20 protein-coding genes and 2 riboswitches are annotated in these 18,724 nt (G+C 75.6%); of the genes, 8 read left to right on the forward strand and 12 right to left on the reverse strand.

Going from position 1 to position 18,724, the window contains the following annotated elements; genetic code table 11:
* Positions 1-2: 2 nt before the first annotated feature.
* Entirely contained in the window at positions 3-653 is a 651-nt protein-coding gene (locus BMX74_RS34835; RefSeq protein WP_055504193.1) for a precorrin-8X methylmutase, read from the reverse strand.
* Positions 650-1,840 (reverse strand): hypothetical protein, encoded by a 1,191-nt coding sequence (locus BMX74_RS34840; RefSeq protein WP_091104801.1) that lies wholly within the window; start codon positions 1,838-1,840, stop codon positions 650-652. Before BMX74_RS34840 ends, BMX74_RS34835 begins: the two co-directional genes overlap by 4 nt.
* Positions 1,841-1,851: 11 nt before the next feature.
* Positions 1,852-2,032: riboswitch (cobalamin riboswitch) on the forward strand.
* A 38-nt stretch (positions 2,033-2,070) separates the two neighbouring features.
* Here BMX74_RS34840 and cobN point away from each other — a divergent pair.
* Positions 2,071-5,682, forward strand: coding sequence for a cobaltochelatase subunit CobN (cobN, locus tag BMX74_RS34845; RefSeq protein ID WP_091104803.1), 3,612 nt, complete (start codon positions 2,071-2,073; stop codon positions 5,680-5,682).
* On the opposite strand, the gene BMX74_RS34850 is transcribed toward cobN, so the two are convergent.
* From BMX74_RS34850 to BMX74_RS34875, 6 genes are read right to left on the reverse strand one after another with little or no spacing between them, the layout of a single operon-like run.
* The gene (locus tag BMX74_RS34850) at positions 5,637-7,070 is read right to left on the reverse strand and encodes a cobyrinic acid a,c-diamide synthase CobB (RefSeq protein WP_091104925.1); all 1,434 of its coding nucleotides are present in this window, start codon (positions 7,068-7,070) and stop codon (positions 5,637-5,639) included. The two genes, cobN and BMX74_RS34850, sit on opposite strands and share 46 nt — an antisense overlap.
* Positions 7,067-7,669, reverse strand: a complete 603-nt coding sequence (cobO, locus tag BMX74_RS34855) for a cob(I)yrinic acid a,c-diamide adenosyltransferase (protein ID WP_055504196.1) — start codon at positions 7,667-7,669, stop codon at positions 7,067-7,069. Before cobO ends, BMX74_RS34850 begins: the two co-directional genes overlap by 4 nt.
* A 1-nt stretch (position 7,670) precedes the next feature.
* Positions 7,671-9,788 carry a VWA domain-containing protein gene (locus BMX74_RS34860; protein ID WP_091104804.1) on the reverse strand — a complete coding sequence of 706 codons (2,118 nt, stop codon included), beginning with the start codon at positions 9,786-9,788 and terminating at the stop codon, positions 7,671-7,673.
* Positions 9,785-10,387, reverse strand: a complete 603-nt coding sequence (locus BMX74_RS34865; RefSeq protein ID WP_091104806.1) for a histidine phosphatase family protein — start codon at positions 10,385-10,387, stop codon at positions 9,785-9,787. Before BMX74_RS34865 ends, BMX74_RS34860 begins: the two co-directional genes overlap by 4 nt.
* Before the next feature lie 14 nt (positions 10,388-10,401).
* Positions 10,402-11,157: a CbtA family protein gene (locus tag BMX74_RS34870; protein WP_091104807.1), complete on the reverse strand. Its 756-nt coding sequence runs from the start codon at positions 11,155-11,157 to the stop codon at positions 10,402-10,404.
* A gap of 8 nt (positions 11,158-11,165) precedes the next feature.
* Positions 11,166-11,357 (reverse strand): CbtB domain-containing protein, encoded by a 192-nt coding sequence (locus tag BMX74_RS34875; protein ID WP_091104809.1) that lies wholly within the window; start codon positions 11,355-11,357, stop codon positions 11,166-11,168.
* Positions 11,358-11,374: 17 nt separating this feature from the next.
* A riboswitch (adenosylcobalamin (AdoCbl) riboswitch) is annotated at positions 11,375-11,508 on the reverse strand.
* Between the two features lie 96 nt (positions 11,509-11,604).
* Between BMX74_RS34875 and BMX74_RS34880 the strand changes: the two genes are divergently transcribed.
* The 6 genes from BMX74_RS34880 (at position 11,605) to BMX74_RS34905 (ending at position 14,254) form a co-directional block, all read left to right on the forward strand.
* Positions 11,605-11,910: a hypothetical protein gene (locus tag BMX74_RS34880; protein ID WP_091104811.1), complete on the forward strand. Its 306-nt coding sequence runs from the start codon at positions 11,605-11,607 to the stop codon at positions 11,908-11,910.
* A gap of 211 nt (positions 11,911-12,121) precedes the next feature.
* Complete coding sequence (locus BMX74_RS34885; protein ID WP_091104812.1) at positions 12,122-12,259, forward strand: LuxR C-terminal-related transcriptional regulator; 138 nt, start codon at positions 12,122-12,124, stop codon at positions 12,257-12,259.
* A gap of 64 nt (positions 12,260-12,323) precedes the next feature.
* On the forward strand, positions 12,324-12,923 hold the full coding sequence (locus BMX74_RS34890; protein WP_055504202.1) for a sulfite oxidase-like oxidoreductase: 600 nt from the start codon (positions 12,324-12,326) through the stop codon (positions 12,921-12,923).
* Positions 12,923-13,624 (forward strand): ferredoxin reductase, encoded by a 702-nt coding sequence (locus BMX74_RS34895; protein WP_218154142.1) that lies wholly within the window; start codon positions 12,923-12,925, stop codon positions 13,622-13,624. Before BMX74_RS34890 ends, BMX74_RS34895 begins: the two co-directional genes overlap by 1 nt.
* A gap of 1 nt (position 13,625) precedes the next feature.
* Entirely contained in the window at positions 13,626-13,901 is a 276-nt protein-coding gene (locus BMX74_RS34900; protein ID WP_091104816.1) for a DUF6510 family protein, read from the forward strand.
* Positions 13,898-14,254, forward strand: a complete 357-nt coding sequence (locus tag BMX74_RS34905; RefSeq protein ID WP_055504205.1) for a hypothetical protein — start codon at positions 13,898-13,900, stop codon at positions 14,252-14,254. The genes BMX74_RS34900 and BMX74_RS34905 overlap by 4 nt, the downstream gene beginning before the upstream one ends.
* Before the next feature lie 30 nt (positions 14,255-14,284).
* On the opposite strand, the gene BMX74_RS34910 is transcribed toward BMX74_RS34905, so the two are convergent.
* On the reverse strand, positions 14,285-14,905 hold the full coding sequence (locus BMX74_RS34910) for an FMN-binding negative transcriptional regulator (protein WP_091104817.1): 621 nt from the start codon (positions 14,903-14,905) through the stop codon (positions 14,285-14,287).
* 34 nt (positions 14,906-14,939) lie between these two features.
* On the opposite strand from BMX74_RS34910, the gene BMX74_RS34915 reads away from it, so the two are divergent.
* Positions 14,940-16,268, forward strand: a complete 1,329-nt coding sequence (locus tag BMX74_RS34915; protein ID WP_091104819.1) for an aminotransferase class I/II-fold pyridoxal phosphate-dependent enzyme — start codon at positions 14,940-14,942, stop codon at positions 16,266-16,268.
* Between the two features lie 16 nt (positions 16,269-16,284).
* Here the strand turns inward: BMX74_RS34915 and BMX74_RS34920 are convergent, their stop codons facing one another.
* From BMX74_RS34920 to BMX74_RS44490, 3 genes are all read right to left on the reverse strand, one after another.
* Positions 16,285-17,412 carry a Dyp-type peroxidase gene (locus BMX74_RS34920; protein ID WP_091104820.1) on the reverse strand — a complete coding sequence of 376 codons (1,128 nt, stop codon included), beginning with the start codon at positions 17,410-17,412 and terminating at the stop codon, positions 16,285-16,287.
* Positions 17,409-17,984, reverse strand: coding sequence for a copper chaperone PCu(A)C (locus BMX74_RS34925; protein ID WP_091104822.1), 576 nt, complete (start codon positions 17,982-17,984; stop codon positions 17,409-17,411). Before BMX74_RS34925 ends, BMX74_RS34920 begins: the two co-directional genes overlap by 4 nt.
* A 109-nt stretch (positions 17,985-18,093) precedes the next feature.
* Entirely contained in the window at positions 18,094-18,708 is a 615-nt protein-coding gene (locus BMX74_RS44490) for a hypothetical protein (protein WP_177227627.1), read from the reverse strand.
* Positions 18,709-18,724: the final 16 nt, after the last annotated feature.

Below are 18,724 nucleotides of genomic sequence, written 5' to 3' on the forward strand. Positions count from 1 at the left end.
GATCACTCCACCTCGCTCGCGACGGCGTTGACCGCCGCCGCCGCCATCGCACTGCCGCCCCTGCGGCCGTGCACCACCAGGAACTCCAGGTCGCCTCCGGCCAGCGCCTGCTTCGACTCGGCCGCGCCGATGAACCCGACCGGGATCCCCAGCACGGCCGCGGGCCTGCCCGCTCCCTCCGCGACCAGTTCGAGCAGCCGGAACAGCGCGGTCGGCGCGTTGCCGACCGCCACGACCGCGCCGTCGAGCCGGTCGCGCCACAGCTCCAGCGCGGCGGCGCTGCGGGTCGTGCCGAGCCGCCCCGCCAGCTCGGGGACGCGGGGGTCGCCGAGCGTGCACAGCACCTCGTTGGCGGCGGGCAGCCGGGCGCGGGTGACGCCGGAGGCGACCATCGTGGCGTCGCACAGCACCGGGGCGCCCGCGTCGAGCGCCCTCCTGGCGGCGGCGACCACCCCGGGCGAGAACGCCAGGTCGTCGACCAGGTCGGTCATGCCGCAGGCGTGGATCATGCGGACCGCCACCCGCGCCACGTCGGGCGGCAGCCCCGACAGGTCGGTCTCGGCTCTGATGGTGGCGAACGAACGCCGGTAGATCTCGGCGCCGTCGCGGACGTACCCGTCCCACGGGGTGCCCGCGTGCGTGTCGGTGCTCACTGTGCCCTTTCCTCGTAACCGTGGCCGGTGGCGATCATCTGGACGACCGGGCCCCTGGGCAGGCCGCAGCGTCGCTCGCAGCCCGCCCAGTGGACCGGCGTCTCCGGGGCGCGGGACCGGCCCGCGACCCAGCGGGACGCGTCCGCCCGGACGTCGGCGAGCGACTTCGCGCAGCCGGGACGTCCGGTGCAGGCCGTCACGCCCACCCAGGGCGAGCCGGGGTCGGTGACCAGGCCCGCCCTCGTCAGGCGGTTGCAGACGCGGGCGGCGGCCTCGGGCGCCAGGTCCTGCAGCACGACGCCCCGCCAGGGCGTGAACCGCACGATCTCCCCGCCGACGTCCTCTTCCGGGACGCTCCTGGCCTCGGCGGCGGCGTCCGCGAGCGTCCGCGCCTGGGCGGCGGTGAGGCGGGCGAGCGGGACGACGGCCTCCAGCGCCAGGCGCCCGTCCCGCTGGACGACCAGCCCGGCCCGCCCCCCGCGCGGCGTCCCGCCCTGCTCGGAGGGGATGACGGCGCCGCCCAGCCTGCCGGCGACCCGCGCGGGGCCACCGGGCAGCTCGGTGATCCGCCACGCCACGGAAGGCGCGGCGTCCTGCCGTTCGTCCAGGAAGGCTTCGGCGAGCGCGAGCATGAGCGGGATCGGGTCGCCGGGAGTCCCCGGCAGGCGGAGCCGCGTCCCCGCCACGAGCAGCCCGTCCGGCGTGTACGTCACGTCGGCGCCCAGCGAGGCGACGTCGCCCGTGCCGTCGTCCAGCGCGAACAGGAACCGTCCCGGCAGCTCGGCGAGCCTCGGCCGGGCGCGCAGGGCCAGGTCGAGCGCCTCCACCAGCGGCCGGGTCGCCACGCGACCGCCGGGACCGCGCCCGTCCAGCGGCGAGGCGACGATGTTGCGCGCCCGCTCGTGCGAGGCCGAGGGCAGCAGCCCGGCGGCGGCCAGGCGCGCGGCGAACGCGTCGGCGGAGCGCAGTCCGCGCACCTGGACGTTCCCCCGCGAGGTCAGCTCGATCACCCCGGACCCCAGCTCGGCCGCGCACCCGGCGAGCTCGCGGAGCTGGGCGGCGGTCACGGTGCCGCCGGGCAGCCGGACCCTGGCCAGGGCGCCGTCGGCCGCCTGGTGCGTCTGCAGCGCGCCGGGGCAGGCGTCCAGCCCGGCGCGCCGGGGGAGACCGGTCGGGGACGAGGGCATGGTCACTCCAGTTCTCGCTGACGTACGCTTGCCGTCAGGCGATGGCAAAGGGAGGAAGCCGGTGCGAAACCGGCGCGGTCCCGCCACTGTGACCGGGGAGCGAACCCCACCGAAGGCCACGGCCCGGCGACGGGCGGGAAGGCCGGGGTGAGCGTCGATCCGGGAGCCAGGAGACTCCTGCCGTCGCGACACCCGCGACCGGGGCGAGGACCCCGAGGGAGGACATCCGCGTGCCTGGCGACGCACCCACCACCGTTCTGCTGCTCTCCACCTCCGACACCGACCTGCTGAGCGCCCGCGCGAGCGGCGTGCCGTACCGGCTGGGCAACCCGGCGCGGCTGACCGCCGCCGACCTGCCGCCGCTGCTCGACGGCACGGACCTGGTCGTGGTCCGCCTGCTGGGCGGGCGCCGCGCCTGGGAGGACGGCCTCGACCACCTGCTGGCCGGGCCGCTCCCTGTGGTGGTGCTCGGCGGCGAGCAGGCGCCCGACGCCGAGCTGATGGAGCTGTCCACGGTCACCGCGGGAACCTGCGCCGAGGCGCACGCCTACCTGGCGCACGGCGGCCCCGCGAACCTGGCCGAGCTGCACGCGTTCCTGTCGGACACCGTGCTGCTGACCGGGCGCGGCTTCGCCCCGCCCGCGCCCGCCCCGGCCTGGGGCCGCCTGGAGCGGGCCGCGCGCCGCGCGGACGGTCCGGTCGTCGGCGTGCTCTACTACCGGGCCCACCACATGGCGGGCAACACGGCGTTCGTCGAGACGCTCTGCCGGGCCGTCGAGGACGCGGGCGGGCAGGCCCTGCCCGTCTTCTGCTCGTCGCTGCGCACGGCGGAGCCCGAACTGTTCGAGACGCTGCGCGCCGCCGACGCGCTGGTCGTGACCGTGCTCGCGGCGGGCGGCACCCGTCCCGCCACGGCCGGGGCGGGCGGCGACGACGAGGCGTGGGACGTCGGCGCGCTCGCCGAGCTGGACGTGCCGATCCTGCAGGGGCTCTGCCTGACCGGCAGCCGGGAGGCGTGGGAGGAGAACGACGACGGCCTGTCCCCGCTCGACGCGGCGTCGCAGGTGGCGATCCCCGAGTTCGACGGCCGGATCATCACGGTGCCGTTCTCGTTCAAGGAGATCGACGAGGACGGCCTGACCGTGTACGCGGCCGACGCCGAGCGGGCCGCCAGGGTGGCGGGCATCGCGGTACGGCACGGCCTGCTCAGGCACACCCCGCCCGCGCAGCGGCGGGTGGTCGTGATGCTGTCGGCGTACCCGACGAAGCACGCGAGGGTCGGCAACGCGGTCGGCCTGGACACCCCGGCCAGCGCCGTCAGGCTGCTGGCCAGGCTCGCCGAGGCCGGATACGACCTGGGCGACGGCTTCCCAGGCGTGCCGTCCGCGGGCGCCGAGCCGGACGGGGACGCGCTGATCCACGCCCTGATCGCCGCGGGCGGCCAGGACCCGGACTGGCTGACCGAGGAGCAGCTCGCCGCCAACCCCGTCCGCATCTCCGGGAAGGCGTACGAGCAGTGGTACCGCACCCTGCCGGAGGACCTGCGCGCCGGGATGGAACGGCACTGGGGGCCGCCCCCAGGCGAGCTGTTCACCCACGACGGCGACATCGTGCTGGCCGCGCTGCGGTCGGGCAACGTCGTGGTGATGGTGCAGCCGCCGCGCGGCTTCGGCGAGAACCCGGTCGCCGTCTACCACGACCCCGACCTGCCGCCCAGCCACCACTACCTGGCGGCGTACCGGTGGCTGGGGGAGGAGTTCGGGGCGCACGCCGTCGTCCACGTCGGCAAGCACGGCAACCTCGAATGGCTGCCCGGCAAGTCCATGGGCATGTCCGCCTCGTGCGGCACCGACGCCGCGCTCGGCGACCTGCCGCTGATCTACCCGTTCCTCGTGAACGACCCGGGCGAGGGCACGCAGGCCAAGCGGCGGGCGCACGCCGTCCTCGTGGACCACCTGGTGCCGCCCATGGCCCGCGCCGAGACGTACGGCGACATCGCCCGGCTGGAGCAGCTCCTCGACGAGCACGCCTCGATCGCCGCCATGGACCCCGCCAAGCTGCCCGCGATCAGGGCGCAGATCTGGACGCTGATCCAGGCGGCGAGGCTCGACCACGACCTCGGCCTGGACGACCGGCCGCACGACGCCGAGTTCGACGACTTCCTGCTGCACGTGGACGGCTGGCTGTGCGAGGTGAAGGACGCGCAGATCCGCGACGGGCTGCACGTGCTCGGCCGGGCCCCGTCCGGGACGGACCGGGTGAACCTGGTGCTCGCCATGCTGCGGGCCAGGCAGATGTGGTCGGGCCGGGAGACGCTGCCCGGCCTGCGCGAGGCGCTCGGCCTGGCCGAGGACGGCACCGCCGGGCTGGGTGCCGTGGACCGCGCGGAGACGGCCGCCCGCGCCCTGGTGGAGGCCATGGAGGAGCGCGGCTGGGACCCGGGCGCCGCCGCCGAGGTCGCCCTCGCGGCGCCGGACCGGCGGCGGGAGACGGTCGCCCGCATCCTGGCGTTCGCCGCCGCCGAGATCGTGCCCAGGCTGGCGCGCACCACCGACGAGCTCGACCACGTGCTGCACGCGCTCGACGGCGGCTACGTCCCCGCGGGCCCCAGCGGCTCGCCGCTGCGCGGCCTGGTCAACGTGCTGCCGACCGGCCGCAACTTCTACTCCGTCGATCCGCGCGCCGTGCCCAGCAGGCTCGCCTGGGAGACCGGGCAGGCCATGGCCGAGTCGCTGCTGGAGCGCTACCGGGCCGACACCGGCGAGTGGCCGCGCTCGGTGGGGCTGTCCGTCTGGGGCACCAGCGCCATGCGCACCTGCGGCGACGACGTGGCCGAGGTGCTGGCGCTGCTCGGCGTCCGCCCCGCCTGGGACGAGGCGTCGCGCCGCGTGTCCGGGCTGGAGCCGGTGCCGCTCGCCGAGCTCGGCCGTCCCCGCATCGACGTGACCGTACGCATCAGCGGGTTCTTCCGCGACGCGTTCCCGCACGTCGTGGCCATGCTGGACGACGCGGTACGCCTGGTCGCCGGCCTCGACGAGCCGCCCGCCGACAACTACGTCCGCGCCCACGTCACGTCCGACGCCGAGGCGCACGGCGACGGCAGGCGCGCCACCATGCGGATCTTCGGCTCCGCGCCCGGCGCGTACGGGGCCGGGCTGCTGCCGCTCATCGACAGCCGCAACTGGCGCGACGACGCCGACCTCGCCGAGGTGTACGCCGTGTGGGGCGGCTACGCGTACGGTCGCGGCCTCGACGGAGTCCCGGCCCGGCAGGACATGGAGAACGCCTACCGCAGGATCGCCGTGGCCGCCAAGAACGTCGACACGCGCGAGCACGACATCGCGGACTCCGACGACTACTTCCAGTACCACGGCGGCATGGTCGCCACGGTCCGCGCCCTGACCGGGAAGGCCCCGGCGGCGTACGTCGGCGACAGCACCCGCCCCGACGCGGTCCGTACGAGGTCGCTGTCGGAGGAGACCGCGCGGGTCTTCCGCGCCCGCGTCGTCAACCCCAACTGGCTGGCCGCGATGCGGCGGCACGGCTACAAGGGCGCGTTCGAGCTGGCCGCCACCGTGGACTACCTGTTCGGTTACGACGCCACCACCGGCGTCATGGCCGACTGGATGTACGACAGGCTCGCCGCCGTCTACGTGCTGGACCCCGAGAACCAGGCGTTCATGGCCAGGTCGAACCCGTGGGCGCTGCACGGCATCGCCGAACGCCTCCTGGAGGCGGCCGAGCGTGGCATGTGGGAGCACCCCGATCCCGAGCTGCTGCGCGGACTGCACGAGGTCTACCTCAGGACCGAGGGCGACCTGGAGGACGACACCAGCCGCTGAGCCAGCTCCGGGCGGCCCGCCCAGTGCAGGTGCAGGTAGGAGGCCGTGAGGAGGGCGTCGCCGAAGCCGTCGCCGCCGCCCTCCCAGCGCAGCAGCGGCCCGGCGTCCGTCCCGGCGTCCGCTTGGACGGCCGTGCGGTGGAACTCGTGCCCGGCGAAGCGCTCGCCGGGCCGGGTCAGCAGCGACGCCCTGACGGCCGTGGCGTCCCGGTAGCCGAGGGTCAGCCGCTCCGTCATGCGGGCCGTGGCGGGCAGGCGTCCGCACATGGGGCGGCCGTCCAGCTCGCGGCACAGGTAGAGCAGGCCGGCGCACTCGGCGGCGATCGGGCCGGGGAAGGCGGCGACCTGCCGGCGCAGCGGCTCGTTGGCGGCCAGTTCGGCGGCGTGCAGCTCGGGGAAGCCGCCGCCGACGACCAGCGCGGACGTGCCGTCGGGCAGGCTCTCGTCGCGCAGCGGGTCGAGGACGGCCACGTCCGCTCCGGCGGCGCGCAGCAGCTCGACGTGCTCGGCGTAGCCGAAGGTGAACGCCGCCCCGCCCGCCACGGCGACGACGGGCCGCCGCTCGGGCGAGGGAACGGCGCGGGCCGGGGACCACGGGGCGGCCTGCAGCGGCGGGGCGGTGCGGGCCAGGCGCAGCACGGCGTCCAGGTCGCACGAGCGCGCCACCAGCGCGGCGAGCCGGTCCACCGCGGCCACCGCCTCGGCCTCCCGCTCGGCCGCCGGCACCAGCCCCAGGTGGCGGGACGGCACCGTGACGGAGTCGTCCCGCCTGACCGCTCCCAGCACGGGGAAGCCCGCCGCCTCCAACGCCGTCCTGCACAGCTCCTCGTGCCGGTCGGAGCCCACCCGGTTGAGCACCACGCCGCCCACCCGCACCCGCGGGTCGAACGTGGCGAACCCGTGCACCAGCGCCGCCACCGACCCGCTCTGCCCGGAGGCGTCCACGACCAGCACGACGGGAGCCGCGAGCAGCCTGGCGACGTGCGCGGTCGAGGCGAAGTCCCCCGCCCGCCCACCGTCGCCGACGGCAGGGGCGGCCGTCCCCGCGGGAGCCGCCGTGGCCGGTCCCGTCCCGACCGCCGGGGCCGCTCCCGTGGGGGCCTTGCCGTCGAACAGGCCCATCACGCCCTCGACCACCGCCACGTCGCACCCGGCCGCCCCGTGCAGGAACAGCGGGGCCACCAGCTCCTCGCCGACGAGCCACGGGTCCAGGTTGCGGCCGGGCCGGCCGGTGGCCAGCGCGTGGTAGCCGGGGTCGATGTAGTCGGGCCCCACCTTGTGCGGCGACACCCGCAGCCCGCGGGCGCGCAGCGCCGCCATCAGCCCGGTGGCCACGGTCGTCTTGCCGCTCCCTGACGACGGCGCGGCGACGACGAGCCGCGGGATCACCACTCGATGCCCTTCTGCCCCTTCTGGCCGGAGTCCATGGGATGGCGCACCTTGCCCATCTCCGTCACCAGGTCCGCCGCCTCCACCAGCCGCGCGGGCGCATCCCTGCCCGTGATCACCACGTGCTGCGTGCCCGGCCTGCCGGTCAGCGCGTCCAGCACGTCGTCGAGGTCGATCCAGCCCCACTTCAGCGGGTACGTGAACTCGTCCAGCACGTAGAACCGGTACGTCTCGGCCGCGAGGTCGCGCTTGATCTGCTCCCACCCCTCGCGGGCGTCGGCGGCGTGGTCCTCCTGGGCGCCGGGGCGCTGGATCCACGACCAGCCCTCCCCCATCTTGTGCCAGGCGACGGCGCCGCCCTCGCCGGAGGCCCCGAGCACCTTGAGCGCCCGTTCCTCCCCCACGCGCCACTTCGCCGACTTGACGAACTGGAACACCCCGACCGGCCAGCCCTGGTTCCAGGCGCGCAGCGCCATGCCGAACGCCGCCGTCGACTTGCCCTTGCCCGGCCCGGTGTGGACCATCAGCAGCGGCCTGGCACGGCGCTGCCGGGTGGTGAGACCGTCGTCCGGCACCATGGCCGGCTTCCCCTGCGGCATGTCAGACCGCCTTCCTGTGGTCGCGGACGGTGGAGCCCAGATCCGACAGCGCGTCGAGCGGGAGGAGCCGGGCGCGCAGCCTGGCGGCCAGCCGTACGGCCAGCCCGAGCCGCACCGGCCCGCTCTCGCAGTCGACGACGACGCCCGCGGTGCCGTCGAGCAGCGCCGCCGCCCGTTCCACGTCGCCGCCGGCGGTGGCGCGGCCGTCGGTCACCAGCACCAGCAGCGGGCGGCGGTCCGGGTCGCGCACCCGCTCGACGCGCAGCACGTCGGCCGCCTTGGCCAGCCCGGCCGCGAGCGGGGTGCGTCCGCCGGTCGGCAGCGAGCGCAGCCGGGCCGCGCCCGCCTCCACGGACGAGGTCGGCGGCAGCGCCACCTCGGCGGATGAGCCGCGGAAGGTGACCAGGCCCACCTTGTCGCGGCGTTGGTAGGCGTCGAGGAGGAGGCTGAGCACGGCGGTCTTCACCGCGGTCATGCGCCTGCGGGCGGCCATGGAGCCGCTGGCGTCCACGACGAACAGCACGAGGTTGCCCTCCCTGCCCTCGCGCACGGCTTCGCGCAGGTCGTCGGGGTGCAGCAGCAGGCCGGGGCCGGTGCGGCCGCGCCGCCGCTGGTGCGGCGCGGCGGCGAGCACGGTCGCGGCGAGGTGCAGGCCGCGCACCCGTCCGACGGGGCGCCGCGCGCCGGTGACGCGGCCCTGCCCGCTGCCCCGCGCGCCGCGGGCCCGCGACCGGCGGCCGGCCGCGCCCTCGCCCAGCCCCGGCACCTGCAACAGCGGCACCCGGTACGGCGCGGCGACCCCGGCCACCTGGGCGGACCGCCCTTCCACCGCGGGCCCCTCGCCGGGCGGCTGGGCGGACTGCCCGGGTTCGTTCCCGGCGGTCGCGGCGGCCGTGCCGTCGTCCACAGGCTGTGGGCCGTCGTGCGGCGTTTCGGCCGCCCGGTTGTCCACAGGCTGTGCGGTGTCCTGCGGCGACCCGGCCGTTCCTGCCGGTCCGCCGTCCTTCTGCGTGCCGTTCGTCCCGTCGGGTCCGCCGTCCTGCGGCCCGCCGTCCACATCCTGTGGACGCGACCCCCCGCCCTGCGGGTCGTCCGGGTCCTCAGGGCCTGAGGTCTCCTCCAGCAGCCGTTCCAGCAGCTCCTCGTCCAGACCCGGCGCGTCGAACGGGTCGCGCCTGCGGCGGTGCGGCAGCGACAGCCGCGCCGCCGCCCGCACGTCGGCGGCCGTCACCGCCTCCCTGCCCTCCCAGGCGGCGTGCGCGACGGCCGCGTTCGCTGTGACCAGGTCGGCGCGCAGCCCGTCCACCTCGAACGCGGCGCAGATCGCGGCGATCTGCCTGAGCCGGGCGTCGGGCAGCCGCACGCCCGGCAGCCTGTCGCGGGCCAGCGCGACGCGCGCGGCCAGCGCCGCCTCCTCGGCGGCCCAGCGGGCGGCGAACTCCTCGGGTCCCGCCTCGAACGCGAGCCTCCTCCTGACCACCTCGGCCCGCTCGTCCGGGTCGCGCGAGGCCCGCACCTCCACGGTCAGCCCGAACCGGTCGAGCAGCTGCGGGCGCAGCTCGCCCTCCTCCGGGTTCATGGTGCCCACCAGCAGGAAGCGGGCGGCGTGGCGTACCGACACGGTCTCGCGCTCGACGTAGCAGGTGCCGAGCGCGGCGGCGTCCAGCAGGAGGTCCACGAGGTGGTCGTGGAGCAGGTTGACCTCGTCCACGTACAGGACGCCCCGGTGGGCGGCGGCCAGCAGGCCCGGCTGGAACGCCTTGACGCCCTCCGTCAGCGCCCGCTCCACGTCGAGCGCGCCGACGAGCCGGTCCTCGGACGCCCCCACCGGCAGCTCCACCAGGGCGGCGGGACGGCGCAGCCGCCGCTCCCCCGGCTCGTGCGGGCCGTCGGGGCAGCCGGGGTCGGGGGCGCCGGGGTCGCAGGCGAACCGGCACCCGTCCACCACCTCCACCGCGGGGAGCTGCGCGGCCAGCGCCCTGACGATCGTGGACTTGGCGGTGCCCTTCTCGCCCCGGACGAGCACGCCGCCCACTCTGGGGGAGACGGCGTTGAGCACCAGCGCCAGCTTCAGGTCGTCGAGCCCGACGACGGCGCTGAACGGATAGGTGGCGATCACGCGGTGACCTTCCGGTTGGGACGGCGGGGAGGCGTCCTGCCGACAGGCCTGCCAACAGTCCTGTTGACATGGGCGACCCGCCAGCCGCCGCGGGCGGGGGACAGCTCGGTGGTGGACAGCGGCGCCACGTCGAACCTGGCGGCGGCCCACGGGTCGAGGCCGAGCGCGCAGGCGAGCGCCGCCCTGATCGCTCCGGCGTCGCAGACGACGACGGCCTCCTCCGGAGGTCCGGAGCCGAGCCAGGACGCCACGCGGTCCGCGAGGCCGGCCAGGCTCTCGCCGCCGTGCGGCGCCGCGTGCGGGTCGGCGAGCCAGCGCGCCAGGTCGTCCGGCTCGTCGCGGGCGACCTGCTCGTACGTCAGGCCGGCCCACCGCCCGGCGTCGGCCTCCGCCAGGCACGGCACGGCCGAGGCGTCGAGGCCCAGCGCCGAGGCGGTCTGCCCGGCCGCCGCCGAGGGCGCGGCGAACGCGGGCAGGCCGGCGACCACGCCCGCGAGGGCCGCGGCCGCGGCCAGGCTCGCCGGGTCGGCCCGCTCGCCCGGCACGGGGAAGCGGGCCGCGCGCATGCCGGGCGTGGTCGCCTGGCGTACGAACAGCACCTGGTCGGGCCCGGTCAGGCCGCGGCCAGGGCGGCGCGCGGGGCGCGGGCCGCCCGGTCGCAGGCCCAGCCGAACAGCGCGCCGAAGACCGCCCAGAAGACGAGCTGCGTCCCCAGGGACGTCAGCCTGAACTCCCAGAGCAGCGTGGCGGGGAAGCCCTCCGGCACCTCGTTCACGCTGGGAAGCAGCAGCCAGGCGGCCGCCACCGGCACGAGGAACACCGCCACGGCGGCGGCCCAGCGGGCCCAGGGCCCGGCGCCGACCTGGCGCGCGGTGACCGCGGCGACCGCCGTCGCGGCCAGGCCGACCAGCACCATCACCAGGTAGAGCACGGTCCTGCCGTTGATGGTCTCCGGGTCGCCCACCGCCGGCGGGTTGGCCGGATATTTCACGAACGGTACGAGGATGACCGCCACGAACGCGACGCCGGCGGCGGCCAGCCCGAGCCCGCCCTCGGACCGGGGACCGACCCGGCCGCGCAGCCCCGCGTACACGAGGGCGAAGATCCCGCCCACGGCGAGCCCGTAGAGCCCGGTGGCGAGGAACAGCCCGGCCTTCTGCACCGGCCTGCTCACCACCGCCTCCGCACCGTGCTCGTGCGTGTGCCCGGCACCTCCGTGCTCGGACCCGGCATGCTGAGCGGACGCCGCCTCCTCCAGGGCGATGGCGCTCTCGATGCGCGGTTCGCCGAAGACGAAGGCGAACGCGCCCGCGATCAGGCCGGCCAGGAGCCCCAGCAACAGGCCCCTGACCAGCAGGGTGCGTACCACGCCGGCCCTCAGTGGCAGGGCACGCCGAGCAGATGCCGCCCGTCGTGCATGAGTTCGTGCAGGTACGTGCCCACCTGGGAGACGGCGCCGTTGTCCATCAGGACCAGGTAGGCGACGAGCAGCAGCACCGGCACGCCCAGTAGCAGCCAGGGGCGGAGACGGGGAAGGGGAAGGGTGGATGGAGTGGTCAGGCCACTCATGGTGAACCTCCTCGGGGATGACGCGTCCCTACATGTGAGGTCACGATCGCCAAGCGACCTGGCTTCCGGGATCTTCGTCCCGGTTACAGTGGCGCGTCCGCACCGGCATCTCACCGGATTTCCCTTGGACGACCGTGAAATCTACCGGAACGTATCCTTTCCTCCCCTTTCCGTCAATACACCCACAGCGGTTGTTGCGTGGGGTGTTCGTGCGTGAGAGGTTCGTCGCGGGAGCGGCGGGTGGTGCGTGGACGGGGGCGGGCAGGTGATCGAGGTGCTCGGCGACATCTACCGGCCCGTGCCCCTGGCGCTGTGCGGAGCCGGCTTCGCCGCGCTGGCGTTCGGGCTGCGGCGGACGTGGCCGAGCGCCCGGTTCCTGCTGCTGCCCGCGGTGGCGTGGCTGCTGGCGGCGGCCGAGGAGTGGTACGTGCGCACCTACCAGCCGCACATGAACATCCGCGTCGACCTGTTGTTCTTCATGGTCCTGCTGACCAGCGTGACGCTCGCGGGCATCCTGCTGACCGTCCTGTACCGCCGCCCGCCGCGCCCGTGAGCGGCCCGCGGCGTCACTCCTCCCGCGCGGACCACTCGGCGTCCGGCATGCGGATGATCGAGACGCCGACGACGCCGTAGACCCACCAGCAGGATGACGGGGCCGCCGAGGCCGAGGACGAGGTTCCACTGGTTGGCGCCGTACACCCAGACGACGATGCCCAGGACCACGCAGCCGGGGAACCACCAGCCGGCCCGGCCGGCGCGCGCGTATCGCCGCCGCCCTGGGCATCGCGGAGGCGACCGTGAGCACCCACATCAACCGCCTGCCGGCCAAGCTCGCGCTGCGCGACCGCGCCCAGGCCGTGCGGTACGCCTACGAGTCGGGTCTCGTCCGCCCCGGCCAATGAGAGGGGCGAACCAGAGTTCGCCGTGACGCATGTGGTGATAATCGACGTACGAAGGGGGGACATCATGGGGATCATCTCCCGGGGGTTCCAGGGCAGGCGCAGGGGCGACGACGAACGGCTCCCGCCGGGCCAGTACCTCACCGAGGACTTCCCGGTCCTCTCGGCGGGGCCGACGCCGCGCGTGCCGCTCGACCGGTGGGAGTTCACCATCGACACCGAGGGCGGCCAGGTCCACCGGTGGAACTGGCAGGAGCTGCGGGCGCTGCCGTCGGAGACGCCGACCGTGGACATCCACTGCGTGACGACCTGGTCCAAGCTGGACACCCGCTGGCAGGGCGTGTCGCTGGACGTCCTGTTCGAGGACGTCGAGACCGCGGCGGAGTACGCCCTCGTCCACTCCTACGGCGGCTACACCACGAACCTGCCGCTGGAGGACCTCCTCGACGGCAAGGCGTGGATCGCCTACCGCTACGACGGCGAGGAGCTGGAGCCCCGGCACGGCGGCCCGGCCAGGCTGCTCGTGCCGCACCTGTACTTCTGGAAGTCGGCCAAGTGGGTGCGCGGCATCCGCCTGCTGAACGAGGACTGGCCGGGCTTCTGGGAGACGGCCGGCTACCACGACTACGGCGACCCGTGGCGCGAGCAGCGCTACGAGGGCGACTGATGGCCCGCCTGACCTGGCGGCCGGCCCGCCTGGTGAAGGTCCGCGAGGAGACCGCGTCCGCCCGCACGCTCGTCTTCGACGTGCCCGGCTGGCCCGGCCACCTGCCCGGCCAGCACGTGGACGTCCGGCTGACCGCCGACGACGGCTACACCGCGCGGCGCAGCTACTCGCTCGCCGGTCCCGACGGCGTCGAGCTGACCGTGCAGCGGGTGGACGACGGGGAGGTCTCGCCGTACCTGACGGAGGTCATGCGGCCGGGCGACGAGCTGGAGGTGCGGGGGCCGGTCGGCGGCTGGTTCGTCTGGCGGCCGGCGAACCCCGCCCCGGTGCTGCTGGTGGCGGGCGGCGCGGGCGTCGTGCCGCTGATGGCGATGCTGAGGGCGCGGCGCGCGTCCCGGTCCGCCACGCCGTTCCGCCTGGTCTACTCGGTGCGCTCGCCCGAGCAGCTCTACTACGCCGACGAGCTGGCCGCGCCGGACCCCGGGGTGGACGTCTCGGTGGTCTACACGCGTACGGCCCCCGACGGCGAGGCCCGCCCCGCCGGGCGCCTCACGGCGGCCGACCTGGGGCCGTCCGGGGAGGCCGACTGCTACGTGTGCGGGCCGACCGGCTTCGTCGAGGCGGCGGCCGGGCTGCTGCTCGAACTCGGCCACGACCCGGCCCGCGTCAGAACCGAACGCTTCGGCCCCACGGGAGAGTGACATGTCAGCCGACTACCTGGACGGCAACGCCCTCGCGGGCCCGTTCGCCGAGATCTTCGCCGCCGACGTCACCGTGGCCGTGGGCCGGTGCGCCTCCTGCGGCCTGACCGGCCCCGTCGCGGGCCTGCGCGTGTACGCCCAGGCGCCAGGCCTGGTCGCGCGCTGCCCGGGGTGCGAGGAGGTCGTGCTGCGGCTGGTCCGCGGCCCCGACGCCGCCTGGCTCGACCTGCGCGGCACGATCTCGCTCCGCATCCCCCTCCCGGGGGCGGGCGCGTGAACGTGCTGGGGTCGCGGGAGCGGAAGCAGCCGCCACCCGCGCGCGTGGTGTGGGAGAGCCTGACGCAGCCCCGCAGGCCCGGGACGCGGCAGTGGCTGGAGCTGCTCCCCGGCGAGGTCGAGCCGCGCGTGCTGCGGGCGGAGGAGCCGTCGCTCGTGGTCTGGTCGTCGCTGTGGCCTGACCGGCCCGACGACGAGATCAGGTTCGACATCAGGCCGGACGGTTACGCCTGCGCGCTGCGCTGGACCCTGCTGACGCCGGGGGAGCCGCCGGACGACGCGGCGCTCGGCCACCTGCGCCACCGGCTGAACTACCTGATCAACGGCAGTCTCAGGTACTCGTACGGGCAGTAGCCGGGGGCGTCACGGGCGGCCGAGGTCCGTTCAGGTGTCGGCGGGCTGCTCCTTGAGGCGCCTGAGCTGCTGGGCGCGGGCGCCGGCGTCGCCGGGGAGGCCGCGTTCCGCCAGGCGGCCGGCGATGCGCTCGCGCTCCTCCGCCGGGTTGTGGTCGTCGTACTTGAACTTGGCGCGTACGTCCAGGACGGTCAGGCGCAGGCCGCGCAGCGCGGACAGCCGCTTGTGGTACGGCCCCTCGTCGGCGGCCATCAGCCCGTACCCGCCTTCAGGCTGGTGGTGGGCGAGCTGGCGGCGCAGGATCTCGGCCTTGCCCTCGCGGTCGTCCACGACCTCGGCGCGGCAGGAGAGCTGGACGGAGGCGTAGTAGCTGGTGGGGACGCCGGTGGGGCGCCAGTGGCCGGGGATGTAGGCGTAGTCGTCGTGGACGGTGAGCACGGCGAGCGGGTTCGCCTCCAGGGCGGCCCAGATCGGGTTGGGCCTGGCCAGGTGGAGGAGGACCTCGTCGCCGTCGAGGAGGAAGTGGGTGGGGACCACGACGGGCGGCGTGCCGTCCACGCCGTTCGCGGCGAGCTGGCCGAAGTCGCGGGGGGCGAGCCAGGCCCGCCACTCGGCGGCGTCGCGGGCCGCGTCCCACGGGTGAACAAGCACATGAACCTCTTTGTATTAGTACATAATAGTCTTTGTGCTAGAAACATACAGGATCCGTGGTGGGACGGCCAGCGAGATAGCGGCGGGCGTCGAGGCCGCCGTGGCGGCCGGGCTGCTGCCCCCCGGCAGCCCGCTCCCCCCGGTACGCGAGGCCGCGGCCGACGCGGGCGTCAGCCCGAACACCGCGGCGGCCGCGTACCGGCTGCTCAGGGAGCGCGGCGTGGTGGAGACCGCCGGGCGGCGCGGCACCCGCGTCAGGCCGCGCCCGGCCAGCACCGCCAGGGAGGAGATCCGCATCGAGGCGCCGCCCGGCGTCAGGGACCTGTCCAGAGGCAACCCCGACCCCGCCCTGCTGCCCGCGCTGGGCGAGGCGCTGGCCGCCGCCGCCCGGGCCCACGCGCGTGATCCCGCCATGTACGGCACGTCCGACGACGAGGAACTGCTCGCCCTCGCCGCCGCCCGGCTGCGCGCCGACGGCGTGCCCGAGGCGCCGCTCGCGGTGACGTCCGGCACGTACGACGCCGTGGAACGCGTCCTGGTGGCCCGGCTGCGCCCCGGCGACGCCATAGCCGTCGAGGACCCCGGCTACCCGGCGCTGCTCGACCTCGTCGCCGCGCTGAACCTGCGGCCCGTGCCCGTACGGCTCGACGACGACGGGCCCCTGCCTGAGGACCTCGACCGCGCGCTGCGCGCGGGAGCGCGGGCGGTGGCCATGACCTGCCGCGCGCAGAACCCCATGGGGGCCGCCATCGGCGCGGCCCGTGCCGCCGACCTGCGCGCCCTGCTGGAGGCCCGCCCCGACGTGCTGCTCATCGAGGACGACCACGCCGCCGACCTCGTGGACCTGCCGGTTCACCCCCTGGCGGGCACGACGGCGCACTGGCTGTTCACGCGCTCGACCGCCAAGGCGTACGGGCCGGACCTGCGGCTGGCCGTCGTCGCCGGAGACCCGGCCACCGTCGACCGGCTGCGGGGGCGCCAGCGGCTGGCCGCGGGCTGGGTGAGCCACCTGCTGCAGCGCACGGTGGCGCACCTGTGGCGCACCGCCGCCGTGGACCCGCCCGCCGTCGCCGCCTCCTACGGCTGGCGCAGGCAGGCCCTGCTCGCGGCCCTGGCCGGGCACGGCATCCGGGCGCACGGCCGCAGCGGGCTGAACGTGTGGGTGCCCGTGCCCGACGAGACCACTGTGATCACCCGGCTGCTGGCCGCCGGCTGGGCCGCCGCGCCGGGCGCCCGCAACCGGCTGCGCACGCCGCCCGCCCTCCGCTTCACCGTCTCCACCCTGCGGCTGGACGAGGTCCAGCCGCTGGCGGAGGCGGTCGCCGCCGCGGTGTCGCCCGCGGCGGGCGCCCGCTGGGGGTAGGGGAGCGGCCGGCCGGTCAGGCGAGGAGGCTGTCGCCGATCCAGCCGCCGGGCGCGCAGCCAGCCGGGACGGCGAAGACGGCCGACCCCACCGTGGTGACCCACTGGTTGAGCAGGTCGCCTTCGGCCATCCTCCGCTGGATCGGGACGAACTGCCGCTCCACGTCCGCCTGGTACGACGCGAACAGCAGCCCCGCGTCCGGCTTGCCCTCGGCGGACAGCCCGTCGTCGTAGTTGTATGGCCGCCGCAGGATGCGCTGCGCCGGGTCGGCGACGTGCGTCCTCCTGATGTGCGCGTACTCGGCGATGACGGGGAATCCGAGCGCGTTGAGCCGCTGGTAGTCGGGCTCGTCGTGCTCGGCCCGCCCGGTCAGCGGCGCTCCCGTGTCGAGCCTGCGGCCGATCGTGAACTCCCTGGCGGTGCGGTCGGCGGCGTCCCACGTCTCCAGCTCCATGCGGATGCGCCGCAGCACGAGCGTGGTGCCCCCGCGCAGGGGGCCGTCGCCGATCCAGACGGCCCGGTCGAGGTCGGTGGGGTTGACGGTGCCGTCGAGCTGGCCCATCAGGTTGCGCTGCGTGCCGCCGGGGGCGCCGCCCCGGAAGCCGCGCTGCGTCCAGCGCACCTCGGCGAACGACCTGGTGTCCTTGACGATCATGCGGAGCGCGTGGGACACGGTCAGCGGGTCGTCGGCGCAGATCTGCACGAGCAGGTCGCCGCCGGTCCACTGCTTCTTGAGCTTGTCCGTCTCGAACGCGGGCAGCTGCGCCACCGGCGACTTCACCCCCGCCGCGGCGAACAGCCCGGGGCCGAACCCGAAGGTGACGGTCAGCCCGGCCGGGTTGGCGGCCAGCTCGGGTTCGGTGTCGGCGAGCGCCGCCCGCCCCTGGGTGAGGCGGGCGGCGTCGTCGGTGAGCAGCGGCAGCAGCCGGGTCAGCCCCTCCTTGCCGGTGCCCGGCAGCAGGTCGAACGCGACGAACACGGCGTGCGCCTGCGGCGCTGTGGCCACGCCCGCCTGGTGGGGGCCGTGGAACGGCTCCAGCCGGGCGACTGCCTGGGTGGGCGCCTGCGCGGGCGTCGCCCGCTGGGTGAGCGCGCCCACGGCGGTGACGGCGCCTCCGGCCAGCAGGTTCCTGCGGCTGATCATCCCTGGTGCCCCGGCTGGTAATCCTCCTTGCCGCCGGCGAAGTCCTTGCCCACGGCGGTGAACTGGAGGGGAGCGCCGTCCTTGACGGTCAGCGTGAACGCGACGCGCGCGCCCGGCTTCACCTCCTCGGTGACGCCCATCAGCATGATGTGGTCGCCGCCTGGCTTCAGTTCGAGCCTGCCGTGCGCGGGGACGACGAAGCCCCCGGCCTTGGGCCGCATCACCATCTTGCCGCCGGACTCGACCACCTCGTGCAGCTCGACCTTGGGCGACAGCGGCGACGCGCCGGCGGTGACCGTGACGTCGGCGTCGCCGTCGTTGACGAGCGTGCCGAACGCCGCCGTCATCCCCTCCTTGGTGGTCTTCACCCAGGGGTCGGTGATGGACAGCCGCCCGGCCGCGGCGGCCGGTGCGGCGGCGGTGGCCGCGGGGCTCGCTGCGGAGGCTGTCGAGGAGGCCGTCGTGGAGGTGGTGGTGGAGGCGCCGCAGCCCCCCACGGCCAGCACGGCCGCGAGCAGGAGGGCGGCGCGCGCCGGCGAGTACGAGGTGGTGCGGGCATGGCGAGAGAACATGGGAGTGCCTTTCTCGCCCGGCACGCGGGCACGCCGCAGCGGCCCTGCCGGGCAGGGGTCGTCTGGTGTCGTCACCTGGGAAGGAGGCGTCCGCCCTGACCCCTCGGGGTCAGGCGGTGACGACCCGCGGCGGCCCCCTGCCGGTGACCGCGTGCCGCAGCACGACCGAGCGCAGCGCGCGCGGCTCCGAGGCGCGGGGACGGCCGGGGAACGGCGTGCGCGGCACCGGCAGCAGCACGGCCAGCAGCCGCGCGGCCAGGCGGCGCAGCAGCCCGCAGAACGCCGCCTCGCCGCGCGCCAGCCACAGCGCCGTGAGCCCGATCGCCCAGCCGTGGGCGACCAGCATGCCGAGACCCGGCACCAGGCCCGAGTGGACGTGCCCCATGACCTCCTGCGGCATCGCCGCGTGCGACACCGAGAACAGCAGGTGGAGCACCACCTGGAGGCCGCCGAGCAGCGGAAGGATCACCGCGAGCGGGCGTTCGCGGCCCGACAGCGGGAACGCCGCGCAGAACGACAGCGCGAGCGCCGCCACGAGGGCCGGCAGCGGAACCAGGCCCGCGTCCATGCCTGAGCCCATGCCCATGCCTGAGCCCGTGCCCGCGCCCATGCCCGAGCCCGCGCCCCAGCTCATGCCGCCGCCGAGGCCGTGCGCCACCACGCCCAGCCCGAGGCACACGACGGCGAACACCGCGGTGCGGACCAGACGGAGCGACAGGGCCATGCGCCAAGCATTCCAC

The sequence above is a fragment of the Nonomuraea pusilla genome (assembly GCF_900109355.1).
GTDB classification, from domain to species: domain Bacteria; phylum Actinomycetota; class Actinomycetes; order Streptosporangiales; family Streptosporangiaceae; genus Nonomuraea; species Nonomuraea pusilla.